Raw genomic sequence first — 11,810 nt, forward strand, 5'->3', positions numbered from 1 at the left:
AGACGGCGTAGTCCTGAGGCTCGCGGCCGTAGTAGGCGTCCAGGTAGAGCTCCTTGATCTCGCTCATGAGCGGGTAGCGCGGGTTTGCGCCGGTGCACTGGTCGTTGAATGCCTGCTCGGTCATCTCGTCGAGGGTGTCGAGGAAGTACTGCTCGTCAACACCGTAGTCGGCGATGGTCTTCTTGACGCCGATGAAGTCCTTGAGCTCCTCGAGCTTCGTGATGAAGTTCTCGAAGACCTCCTTGTCGTCCTTGCCCTCGATGCCGCAGTACTTGGCCATCTCGGCGTAGTTGTGCAGCGCGTTGGGGTAAGGATACTGGGAGAAGGTACCCATCTTGACGGGAGCCTCGGCGGCGTTGTAGCGCATAACGCGGGTCAGGATGACGGCGTTGGCGAGGCCGTGGGGCAGGTGATGGAAGGCGCCGAGCTTGTGAGCCATGGAGTGGTTGAGGCCCAGGAAGGCGTTGGCGAAGGCCATACCGGCCATGCAAGAGGCGTTGTGCATCTCCTCGCGGGCATGCGGGTCCTTGGCGCCGTTCGTGAAGCTGGAGGGCAGGTTCTCGAAGACGAGCTTAGCAGCGCGCTCGGAGAGGCCCTTGGTGTAGTCGGAAGCCATGATGGAGACGTAGGACTCGATGGCGTGGGTCATGACGTCGATGCCGGAGGCAGCGGTCAGGCCGCGCGGGGCGGTCATGCAGTTGTCGGCGTCGACGATAGCCATGTTGGGGAGCAGCGCGTAGTCGGCGAGCGGCCACTTGATGCCGGTCTCCTTGTCGGTGATGATGGCGAACGGCGTGCACTCGGAGCCGGTACCCGAAGAGGTCGGGACGGCGACGAAGTAGGCCTTCTTGCCCATCTCGGGGAAAGTGAAGATACGCTTGCGGATGTCCATGAAGTCCATGGCCATGTCCTCAAACTTGCACTCGGGGTGCTCGTACATCATCCACATGATCTTGCCGGCGTCCATAGCGGAGCCACCGCCGACGGCGATGATGACGTCCGGCTCAAAGAGAGCCATCTGCTTGGCGCCGCGACGTGCGCACTGCAGCGACGGATCGGGCTCGACGTCGTAGAAGCAGTCGTGGGCGATGCCCATCTCGTCGAGCTTGGCCTCGATGGCGCGGGTGTTGCCATTCTTGAAGAGGAACTGGTCGGTGACGATGAAGGCGCGCTTCTTGCCCATGACGGTACCGAGCTCGTCGAGGGCGACGGGCGTGGAACCCTTCTTGAAGTAGACCTTCTCGGGAGCGCGGAACCACAGCATGTTCTCACGGCGCTCGGCCACAGTCTTAACGTTGATCAAGTGCTTCACCCCAACGTTCTCGGAGACGGAGTTGCCGCCCCAGGAGCCGCAGCCCAGGGTCAGAGACGGCTTCATGCCAAAGTTGTACAGGTCACCGATGCCGCCGTGCGAGGACGGGGTGTTGATGACGATACGGCAGGCCTTCATGACGTGCTCGAACAGGCTGATCTTCTCGGCCTGGGCGGGGTGCACGTACAGAGAGGCGGTGTGGCCCGGGCCACCGGCGAGCACCAGGTGCTCGGCCTTGTCGACGGCCTCCTGGAAGTCCTTGGCGTGATACATGGCCAGGACCGGGGAGAGCTTCTCGTGGGAGAACTCCTCCTTGGCGGGGTCGGTGGAGGTGACCTCGGCGATCAGGATCTTGGTCTTGGCGGGAACCTCGATGCCGGCGAGCTCAGCGATCTTGGCAGCAGCCATGCCGGGGATGCGGTGATCGAGGGCGCCATTCTTGAACATGGCGGCACGCAGTGCCTCCATCTCGGCACCCTGCTTGACGAAGTAGCAGCCGCGCTTCTGGAACTCGGCCTTAACCTGGTCATAGATGGTGTCGATGACGGTCACGGACTGCTCGGAAGCGCAGATCATGCCGTTGTCGAAGGTCTTGGAGTGGATGATGGAGTTGACGGCGAGCAGCACGTCGGCGGTGTCGTCGATGACGACCGGGGTGTTACCGGCGCCAACGCCCAGGGCGGGCTTGCCCGAGGAGTAGGCGGCCTTGACCATGCCCGGGCCACCGGTGGCGAGGATGATGTCGACGTCGCGCATGACCATGTTGGTCAGCTCGATGGAGGGGACATCGACCCAGCCGATGATGCCCTCGGGGGCGCCGGCCTTGACGGCGGCGTCAAGCACGAGCTTGGCGGCGGCGATGGTGCACTTGGCGGCTGCCGGGTGCGGGGAGATGATGATGCCGTTGCGGGTCTTCAGGCTGATCAGAGTCTTGAAGATCGCGGTGGAGGTGGGGTTGGTCGTCGGGATGACGGCGCCCACGATGCCGATGGGCTCGGCGATCTTGGTGATGCCGTAAGCCTCGTCGCGCTCCAGAACGCCACAGGTCTTGGTGTTCTTGTAAGCGTTGTAGATGTACTCTGCGGCGTAGTGGTTCTTGATGACCTTGTCCTCAAGAACGCCGCGGCCGGTCTCCTCGATGGCCATCTTCGCCAACGGGATACGAGCCTTGTTGGCGGCCATGGCGGCCTCATAGAAGATCTTGTCGACCTGCTCCTGCGTGTACGTAGCAAAAAGCGCCTGGGCCTCTCGCATCTGAGCGAGCTTAGCCTCAAGCGCCTCTACGTTGTCCACAATTGCGGGAGTAGTGTTTTCCGGTGACTTTTTCACCATTTGTGTCTCCTTGCGATCGGAGATTTACCCTACGACTTGCATGATAGCAAGAAATTATTCGGCGAACGGCAAGATTCCCGTAAAAGGCATACTAAAACGCTTCAATAAACTGAAGCGTTTTAACTAAAACTATCTGCCAGTGCATCGCCCCGCTCATTAGGGACAGACTAATATAAGTATTTCAATGGGAAAACGGGGAGAACGGGGCATCTGTTTGATAATCGCTATTCGCGGGTCGCTGTTGAGTCGGACACGCAGGCGGTGCAGCTTCTCGATTATATCCATCTCAATCCTGTGAAAAGTGCAATCGACTCACTCGAGACGTACCGTTGGTCAAGCTTTAAGGCATATCAGCTAGGCTATGATTCCTTTGACATCTGCAAACACTCATGTAAGTCTGTCCCCAATGAGTGCAAAAGGCGCCCTCCTTAGGGGAGGGCGCCTTTGGTAAGTTCTATGTGAACGCGAGGTCTTTGACCCGGAGAGTCCGAGGTACTTGTTGGTAAGACCTTATTTAGGAGCGCGCAACCTTGCCAGACTTGAGGCAGGTGGAGCAAACGTTCATCTTGCGACGGTGACCATCGACGACGACGTAGACGCGCTGGATGTTGGGGCGGAACTTACGGTTGGTGACGCGGTGAGAGTGGCTGATGGAGCGACCGGCAACGGGGTGCTTACCGCAAACTTCGCAAACTTTGGACATAACTGACCCTCCTTGGGCGACAAACGAACATGTCGCGTTAACAAACAAGCCTGAACTATAGCACAGAAGCAGCTCCCTGTGCGTAATCTACACAGAGATATTCCTCTTTTGGCGATAGTGCTCACGCTACGGCCCTGGACGTAGATCCGATTTGCGTGCAGCAGAGGGGATTATGCCAGCTCGTGCGTGCGTTTTCAAGCTCGTCCCACAAATATATATAGGTTTATGGAGCGCCTGCGCCCGTTTACGGATTGCTCTGTATTTATGCTCGCAATTAAGCTCGAGGTTGGCTACACTATCCCTTGACCATTAAAGGGGTACGAGATACCCACATGGAATTACATTGCTGCCAAAGAGCAGCACTTCCTGTGGGTGTCTGGTCCGCTTTAAGCGGTCGGGCATCTATTTTTTTGACTGTGTCAGCAGTCAAGACATGTGAGGAAGGAGATCGATGGGCACGACTTCCCCCAAGGCGGTCATCATGGACGAGACCGCCGTCAACCGAGCGATGACCCGCATCGCGCACGAGATCCTCGAGCGCAACGAGGGCTGTGAAGACCTCGCTCTGGTCGGTATCGTCACGCGCGGCGACCTTCTGGCAAAGAAGCTCGCCGAGGAGATCAAGGAGATCGAGGGCGTCGACGTTCCGCTCGGCAGCCTCGACATCAGCTTCTACCGCGATGACTATGCGACCAATTTCGCTCCCGCGATCCACGCTACCAACATTCCCTTCAGCGTCGACGGCAAGCGCGTTGTGCTGGTGGACGACATCCTGTATACGGGCCGTACTATCCGCGCCGCTCTGGATGCCGTCATGGACCTGGGCCGTCCGAGCCGCATCGAGCTGGCAGTTCTCGTTGACCGCGGTCACCGTGAGCTCCCCATCTCGCCGGACTTTGTCGGCAAGAACGTTCCCTCGTCGCATGAGGAGAACGTGCACCTATATATGAAGGAAGTAGACGGCCGCACCGCTGTCGAGATTAACGACGTCGCGCCGGGTTCCCATGTGGGCTCCGCGCCGCTGGGAGGTGAGTAGTACCGTGGCGTTCAACCATAAGCACCTGATCGACATTACCGAGTACTCCGAAGAGGACATCAAGCTCATCCTCGAGACCGCCAAGGCGTTCTCCGAGGTCAACGAGCGTGCGATCAAGAAGGTCCCCACGCTCAAGGGCAAGACCATCGTCAACATGTTCAACGAGCCCTCGACGCGCACCCGCAGCTCCTTCGAGCTCGCCGAGAAGCGCCTTTCGGCCGACAGCCTCAACTTTGGCGGCTCCTCGACTTCCACGGTCAAGGGCGAGAGCCTCGTCGACACCGTCGAGACCCTCAACGCTTACAAGATTGATTGCATCGTCGTTCGCGATAAGCACGCCGGTGCTCCCTACATCGTCACGCAGAACTCGCCCGCGAGCGTTATCTGCGCCGGCGACGGCAAGCACAACCATCCTACGCAGGCCCTGCTCGACCTGTACACCATCTGGGAGCACAAGGGTGACTTCCACGGTCTGAAGGTCGCTGTCGTCGGCGATATCGCGCACTCCCGTGTCTGCGGCTCGCTGATCCCCGCCCTTAAGATCATGGGCTGCGAGACCTACGCTGTCGCCCCCGGCACGCTGCTGCCGCCGGCGCCCGAGGTTCTGGGTTGCGACCACGTGACGAGCGACCTCGATTCCGTCCTGCCCGAGCTGGACGTCGTCTACATGCTGCGCGTGCAGCAGGAGCGCCTTGAGGGCGCTCCGTTCCCCACGATTCGCGAGTATCACAAGCTCTTCGGCCTGACCAAGGACCGCGAGAAGCTCATGAAGCCCGATGCGATCATCTGCCACCCGGGCCCCATCAACCGCGGCGTCGAGTTCGACTCCTATATGGCCGACCACCCGCAACGCTCCGTCATCCTGGAGCAGGTCTACGCCGGTATCTGCGTGCGTATGGCTATCCTGTATCTGCTGCTTGGAGGTGCCGATAATGGCCTTGCTTCTTAAGAATGCCCACGTCGTCGACCCGTCCGTCGAGCTTGACGGTGTCGTTGACGTCCTGATTGACGGCGACAAGATCGCCGAGGTCGGCGAGAATCTCGCCGTCGAGGGAGCCGAGGTCCGCGACCTTTCCGGCAAGTACCTCGTTCCCGGCCTGGTGGATATGCACGTTCACCTTCGCGAGCCCGGCTACGAGGTCAAAGAGGACATCGAGAGCGGCACCCGCGCAGCTGCCAAGGGCGGCTTTACCGGCGTGTGCTCCATGCCCAACACCGATCCGGTCACCGATAACGGCACCGTCGTGGAGTTCGTCAAGTCCCGTGCTGCCGAGGTCGGTCACTGCCGCGTCTATCCGTCGGGCGCCATGACCCGCGGTCTTAAGGGTGAGGCCATGTCCGAGATGGGCGATATGGTCGCCCACGGCGCCGTCGCCTTCACCGACGACGGTCGCGGCGTGCAGGGCGCGGGCATGCTCCGTCGCTGCATGGACTACGGCAAGATGTTCGGCAAGGTCTTTATGAGCCACTGCCAGGACGAGGACCTGGTCGGTCACGGCCAGATCAATGAGGGCAAGGTCTCGACCCGTCTGGCTCTCGAGGGCTGGCCGGCTGTCGGCGAGGAGCTCCAGATCGCCCGCGACATCGAGATTGCCAAGCTGACCGGCGCCAAGCTGCACATCCAGCACATCTCCACCGCCCATGGCCTGGAGCTCGTGCGTGCCGGCAAGGCCGCTGGCGTTCAGGTTACCTGCGAGGCCACGCCGCATCACATGTTCCTGACCGAGAACGACCTGGACGAGACCTACAACACCTCGCTCAAGGTCAACCCGCCGCTGCGTACCGAGGCGGACGCCGAGGCCATCCGCCAGGGCGTCATCGACGGCACCGTCGACGCTATCGTCACCGATCACGCTCCCCACACTCCGTGGGAGAAGGCGCGCGAGTTCGAGCTTGCGCCCTTCGGCATGATCGGCCTCGAGACCTCGCTGTCGCTCGTGCTCACCGAGCTGGTCAACACGGGCAAGATGAGCATGGGCCGCATGGTCGAGCTCATGGCCATCAAGCCTCGTGAGATCCTGGGCCTTGACCAGGTTCAGGTCAAGGCGGGCTCCGTTGCCGACCTGACCGTGTTCGATCCCGCTGCTACCTGGACGGTCGGCGAGGACGGTTACGAGTCGCGTGCCGAGAACTCCGGTTTTGCCGGCCGCACGCTCACCGGTCGTGCCACCGATGTGTTTGTCGGCGGCAAGCAGACGCTCGCCGACGGCTGCATCTGCTAGCATAGCCTTATCGCTTTTGTGCGCGGTGCCCTTGCGGTGCCGCGCTTTCTGTTCGCCTGAACCATGCAACCGCATGGGGGATTGGAGCGTCTATGCCCACACCTTCCACTGCACGCATGCACGACTTCGAGGTCGTCTCGAACCAGGAGATCGCCGACGGCATCTTCTCGCTCGTTATCTCGGCCCCCAAGCTTGCAAGTGCGCTCAAGCCCGGCCAGTTTGTGAACATTGCCGTGCCCGGCGATGCGTCCTCGCTGCTTCGCGTGCCCCTGAGCTTCTATCGCGCCGACGCCCAGACCGGCACCGTCGAGCTGTGGTACGCCGTCGTGGGCGACGACACCCGTCGTCTGTCGCAGATGGCCCCCGGTTCCACCTCTAATCTGCTGGGCCCTGGCGGCCGCGGCTGGCTTGTGCCCGAGGGCACCAGGAAGGCGCTGCTCGTTGCGGGCGGCATCGGCGTTCCGCCTGTGCTGTGTCTTGCCGGCGTGCTTGCCGAGCAGGGTGTTGATGTGGACGTGTGCCTGGGCTTTGGCACCGCTTCCAAGGCCGTGGGTGTCGATGAGTTCCGCGCGCTGGGCGCCACGGTTAACGTGTGCACCGACGATGGCACGCTGGGCACGCACGGTTTTTGCACCGACCCGGCAGCCGAGCTGCTCGGCGAGGGCGGCTACGACTATGTGGCCAGCTGCGGCCCCGCTGTCATGATGAAGAAAGTCGCCGCCGCTGCCGCCGAGGCCGGTGCGTACTGCGAGGTGTCCCTCGAGCGCATGATGAGCTGTGGCTTTGGTGCCTGCAACACCTGCAATGTCGAGACGGTCGACGGTATGAAGGGTGCCTGCATGTGCGGCCCCGTGTTCGATGCTTCCAAGGTGGTGGTCTTCTAGTGGGTACCGTGAACATGGCCGTCGATTTCGGCGGCGTCAAGATGCAGAACCCCATCAACACCGCAGCCGGCACCTTCGGCTACGGTTGGCAGTTCCAGAACTTCTTTGATGTCTCCCAGCTGGGTGCCATCACCACCAAGGGCTGCGCTGCCGAGCCCTGGCCCGGCAACCCCGCGCCCCGCATGGCCGAGATTCCCGGCGGCATGATCAACTCCGTGGGCCTTCAGAACCCCGGCGTGGCCGCCTTTGCCCGTGAGTCCGGTCCGTGGCTCGAACAGCTGTCCAAGGACGGCTGCCAGGTCATCTGTCAGGTCGCCGGCCATTCCGTTGACGAGTTTGTCCGCGCGCTCGAGATGTATGTCGAGCTGTGCCCCTGGGCTGCCGGCTATGAGATCAACGTGAGCTGCCCCAATATCGCCGCCGGCGGTGCCGCCATGGGCTCCTCGCCCGAGGGCGCCTCTGCCGTTATGGCTGCCTGCCGTAAGGTGACCGATAAGCCGCTGTTCGTGAAGATGGCGCCGGTCAACGTCGCCGAGATCGCCAAAGCCCTCGAGGCTGCAGGCGCCGACGGCCTTTCGGTCATTAACTCCATCCAGGGCATGGCCATCGACGTTCATACCCGCAAGTCCCGTGTGGCCAAGCCCAAGGGCGGCCTTTCGGGCCCGCTGTGCCACCACATCGCCGTGCGCATGGTCTGGGAGGTTGCCCAGGCCGTCGATATCCCCATCAACGGTGTCGGCGGCGTCATGACCGGCGAGGATGCGGCCGAGTTTATTCTGGCCGGCGCCACCTGCGTGTCGGTCGGCATGGCCAACTTTGTTGATCCGTGCGCCTCGATTAAGATCGCGCACGAGCTCGAGGCCTGGGCAGAGTCCCAGGGCGTAAAGGACATCAACGAACTGGTAGGTGCGTTCGAATGCTAGAGACCGATGCCCGCGACCGCGTAATCGTCGCCCTCGACTGCGACCGTGAGCGTGCGCTCGAGCTTGCCCACGAGCTTTCGGGCCATGCCGCCTGGCTCAAGGTTGGCATGACGCTCTATTACGCCGAGGGTCCCGAGATCGTCAAGACGTTCAAGGAGCTGGGCTTTAAGGTCTTCCTCGACCTTAAGTTCCATGATATTCCGCATCAGGTTCGCGGTGCCGCCCGTTCGGCCTCGCTTGCTGGTGCCGACCTGCTCTCGGTTCACGGCTTGGGTTCGGGCGCCATGCTCGCTGCCTGCCGCGAGGGTGCCGAGGAGGCGCGCGAGGACCGCGCCAAGCTCGTCGCCATCACCGTGCTCACGAGCATGAATCAGGATGCCTTGAGCGAGATCGGCGTCGAGTCGCCCGTGGCCGAGGAGGCCGCCCGCCTGGCAAAGCTCGCTCAGGCCAACGGCATCGATGGCATCGTGTGCTCGCCGATGGAGGCTCACGACATGCGTGAGCTGCTGGGTCCCGATGCCCTCATCGTGACTCCGGGTGTGCGCCCGGTGGGTGCCGCCTTAGGCGACCAGTCCCGCGTGGCGACGCCTTCCCAGGCTATCGAGCGTGGCGCAAGCCACATTGTGGTGGGTCGTCCCATCACCGGCGCCGACGATCCGGTTGCCGCCTTTGACGCCATCGTCACCGAGCTGGTCGAAAACGTCGCGTAAAAGATTCCCCTAAGTCACCACTTTTGGGTCTCATTAGCACAAAATAGCCCCTGTGCCTGCGTAAACTTTCCCATCCTTTGTGTGGAATCGCAGGTCAGTGGCTTAACTTTGGGCGCAGTATATTGCACTTTTTGCGGGTATCGTCTAACCTATGGAGCCGCGATTAGGCATTTTGTACGTTCTACGTGCTAAAATGCCAATTATTGAATCAGATATAACCCAACTATTTGGAGGTACGAATGGCACTCCCTCAGCTTACCGACGAGCAGCGCAAGCAGGCTCTTGAGAAGGCTGCTGCCGCACGTCACGCCCGCGCTGAGCTTCGCGAGCAGATCAAGAAGGGCGAGAAGTCCCTCGAGTCCGTGCTCAACTCCGATGACCCCATCGCTTCCCGCATGAAGGTTTCCACCCTCATCGAGTCTCTCCCCGGTTATGGCAAGGCCAAGGCCGCCAAGATCATGGAGGAGCTCGGTATCTCCGCTACTCGTCGCGTCCAGGGCCTCGGTGTCCGTCAGCGCGAGCAGCTCCTCGAGCAGCTGACCAAATAAGTGAGCGCTCAGGATTCCAAGCTCTTTGTGATTTCTGGACCGTCAGGCGCAGGCAAGGGTACGCTCGTCACTCGTGTGCGCGAGCGCCGCTCGAACCTGGGTCTGACGGTTTCGGCTACCACGCGAGCACCACGCAAAGGTGAGGTCGACGGCGTCAACTACTTTTTTCTGACGCGCGAGGAGTTCGACCGCCGCGTGGCAAACGGTGAGTTTGTTGAGTGGGCCGAGGTCCACGGTAACTGCTACGGCACGTTGGTGAGCGAGGTCACATCCAAGCTCGCCTCGGGCTCGTCTCTGATTTTGGAGATCGATGTCCAGGGCGCCCTGCAGGTGAAGGAGCGTTTCCCCGAGGCCGTGCTGATCTTTATCAAGCCGCCTTCGCTTGAGGTGCTCCGCGAGCGTCTAGTCGGTCGCGGTACCGAGACGCCCGAGACGATTGAGCTGCGTATGGCAAACGCCGCCGATGAGCTTGCCCTTGCCGACCGCTACGACGACGTCGTGGTGAATGACGATCTCGACCGCGCGACCGATGAGCTCGTTCGCGTTCTCGATATGCATGAAAGGATCTGAGGTCCGTGTCCGTTGTAAAGCCTTGCATTGACGATCTTCTGGAGAAGACCGATCACAACCGCTTCCTGCTCGCTTCGCTTGCCTCCAAGCGCGCCTGCGACATCAATAGCATGCTGCGTGGCCAGCACAACCGCGTGCTTGCCGTCCAGGATGTCGATGACATCACCATCGGGCTTTCCGGTGCCGATACCATCTCGATGGCTATGGACGAGATTGTCGACGGCGACATCTCTTACGACGAGGCCCGTTACGAGAAGGCGCTCGGCCACAAGGTTGCTGAAGCCTAAATGGCAGCTCGCGTCTGCCTGGTCCACTATCACGAGGTTGGACTGAAGGGCAAGAACCGCGCACATTTTGAGCATATCCTCATGGATAACATCAAGGCGGCCTTGGCCGCCTTTTCCGTGAACGCCGTGTCTCGAATTTCCGGTTATATCCTCGTGACCTTTAACGAGCATCAGGCCGACGAGGCGGCGCGTGTCATTCGCACCGTCCCCGGCGTTGCCCGTGTGTCCCTGGCGTATCACACCAACCGCGACCCGCAGGAGTACTGCGCCGCCGCTGTGAAGGCGCTGCGCGAGTTTGGTTCCTTCGATTCGTTTAAGGTGCACGCCAAGCGCTCCAATACTGACTATGAGCTCACCTCGATCGATATCAATCGACAGGTTGGCGAGGTGCTGTGTGAGGCCTTCCCCGATAAAAAGGTTCAAATGCACGACCCCGATGTGATGGTGCACGTACTGGTGGTCCAGGGTAGCGTTTATGTGTACGCGCGCTCCGAGCGCGGCGTGGGCGGTCTGCCGGTGGGTTCTGCCGGCAAGGTCGTGACGCTGCTGTCGTCGGGTATCGATTCTCCGGTGGCGACCTGGATGCTCGCGCGTCGCGGCGCGGTGTGCGTGCCGGTGCATTTCTCCGGTCGTCCGCAGACGCCTGATACGAGCGAGTATTTGGTGCAGGACATCATCCGTGCGCTTGAGCCGGGTGTCCAGATCGGCCGCCTGTACGTGGTGCCGTTTGGCGACTGCCAGCGTGAGATTTCGGTCACCTGCCCCAGCAACCTGCGTGTGATCATGTATCGTCGCATTATGTATTCGGTTGCCGAGCGCATTGCGCGCATCGAGGGCGCCAAGGCCATCGTTACGGGCGAATCGCTTGGGCAGGTTGCCTCCCAAACGCTTGAGAACATCATGGCCGTCAACGAGGCCGTGAAGATCCCCGTGTTCCGTCCTCTCATCGGTTCGGACAAGCAGGAGATCATCGCGCGTGCTGAGGAGATCGGTACGTTCGATATCTCGACTGAGGCCGCTCCCGACTGCTGCACGCTGTTTATGCCGCGCCGACCCGAGACGCACGCTAAACTCGATGCCGTGCATGAGGCCTGGGAGTTGTTCGATCATGAGGAGATGATCGAGCGCCTGCTTAAGCAGACCGAGTACATCGACTTCGAGAGCAACACGTACAAGGCCCCTAAGACCTTAAAACGCAAACATTCGGAGCTTGCTCCGCGTGAGATTTACCAAGATCACGAATAAATTTGTGCATAGACCGACGATGCGCCTGCATCGTCGGT

12 protein-coding genes are annotated in these 11,810 nt (G+C 61.1%); 10 read left to right on the plus strand and 2 right to left on the minus strand.

Features of this window, described 5'->3' with window-relative positions:
* Both adhE and rpmB read right to left on the minus strand, forming a co-directional pair.
* A partial coding sequence (gene adhE / locus DWY03_RS02935) for a bifunctional acetaldehyde-CoA/alcohol dehydrogenase (protein ID WP_117839913.1) occupies window positions 1-2,644 on the minus strand: 2,644 nt, incomplete at its 3' end.
* 514 nt (window positions 2,645-3,158) lie between these two features.
* Window positions 3,159-3,347 (minus strand): 50S ribosomal protein L28, encoded by a 189-nt coding sequence (rpmB, locus tag DWY03_RS02940; RefSeq protein WP_022094725.1) that lies wholly within the window; start codon window positions 3,345-3,347, stop codon window positions 3,159-3,161.
* Between the two features lie 451 nt (window positions 3,348-3,798).
* Between rpmB and pyrR the strand changes: the two genes are divergently transcribed.
* The 10 genes from pyrR to thiI all read left to right on the plus strand — a co-directional run bounded on the left by pyrR (window position 3,799) and on the right by thiI (window position 11,772).
* On the plus strand, window positions 3,799-4,383 hold the full coding sequence (pyrR, locus tag DWY03_RS02945; RefSeq protein WP_117654814.1) for a bifunctional pyr operon transcriptional regulator/uracil phosphoribosyltransferase PyrR: 585 nt from the start codon (window positions 3,799-3,801) through the stop codon (window positions 4,381-4,383).
* Window positions 4,352-5,332, plus strand: coding sequence for an aspartate carbamoyltransferase catalytic subunit (locus DWY03_RS02950; protein WP_222847414.1), 981 nt, complete (start codon window positions 4,352-4,354; stop codon window positions 5,330-5,332). The genes pyrR and DWY03_RS02950 overlap by 32 nt, the downstream gene beginning before the upstream one ends.
* Window positions 5,316-6,605 carry a dihydroorotase gene (locus DWY03_RS02955; protein WP_117839845.1) on the plus strand — a complete coding sequence of 430 codons (1,290 nt, stop codon included), beginning with the start codon at window positions 5,316-5,318 and terminating at the stop codon, window positions 6,603-6,605. The genes DWY03_RS02950 and DWY03_RS02955 overlap by 17 nt, the downstream gene beginning before the upstream one ends.
* A gap of 116 nt (window positions 6,606-6,721) precedes the next feature.
* A complete protein-coding gene (locus tag DWY03_RS02960) occupies window positions 6,722-7,489 on the plus strand; it encodes a dihydroorotate dehydrogenase electron transfer subunit (RefSeq protein ID WP_117839846.1) in 768 nt (255 codons plus the stop codon).
* A gap of 14 nt (window positions 7,490-7,503) precedes the next feature.
* Window positions 7,504-8,412, plus strand: coding sequence for a dihydroorotate dehydrogenase (locus DWY03_RS02965; RefSeq protein WP_192934394.1), 909 nt, complete (start codon window positions 7,504-7,506; stop codon window positions 8,410-8,412).
* The gene (pyrF, locus tag DWY03_RS02970; RefSeq protein ID WP_117839848.1) at window positions 8,406-9,122 is read left to right on the plus strand and encodes an orotidine-5'-phosphate decarboxylase; all 717 of its coding nucleotides are present in this window, start codon (window positions 8,406-8,408) and stop codon (window positions 9,120-9,122) included. Before DWY03_RS02965 ends, pyrF begins: the two co-directional genes overlap by 7 nt.
* Window positions 9,123-9,361: 239 nt before the next feature.
* Window positions 9,362-9,670 (plus strand): integration host factor, actinobacterial type, encoded by a 309-nt coding sequence (gene mihF / locus DWY03_RS02975; protein WP_006236130.1) that lies wholly within the window; start codon window positions 9,362-9,364, stop codon window positions 9,668-9,670.
* Window positions 9,671-10,240, plus strand: a complete 570-nt coding sequence (gene gmk / locus DWY03_RS02980; protein ID WP_099431806.1) for a guanylate kinase — start codon at window positions 9,671-9,673, stop codon at window positions 10,238-10,240.
* 5 nt (window positions 10,241-10,245) lie between these two features.
* A complete protein-coding gene (locus DWY03_RS02985; RefSeq protein ID WP_035138532.1) occupies window positions 10,246-10,527 on the plus strand; it encodes a DNA-directed RNA polymerase subunit omega in 282 nt (93 codons plus the stop codon).
* Window positions 10,528-11,772 carry a tRNA uracil 4-sulfurtransferase ThiI gene (gene thiI / locus DWY03_RS02990; protein WP_117839849.1) on the plus strand — a complete coding sequence of 415 codons (1,245 nt, stop codon included), beginning with the start codon at window positions 10,528-10,530 and terminating at the stop codon, window positions 11,770-11,772.
* The last annotated feature ends 38 nt before the right edge of the window (window positions 11,773-11,810 follow it).

The sequence above is a fragment of the Collinsella sp. AF23-2 genome, from assembly GCF_003459245.1.
GTDB lineage: Bacteria > Actinomycetota > Coriobacteriia > Coriobacteriales > Coriobacteriaceae > Collinsella.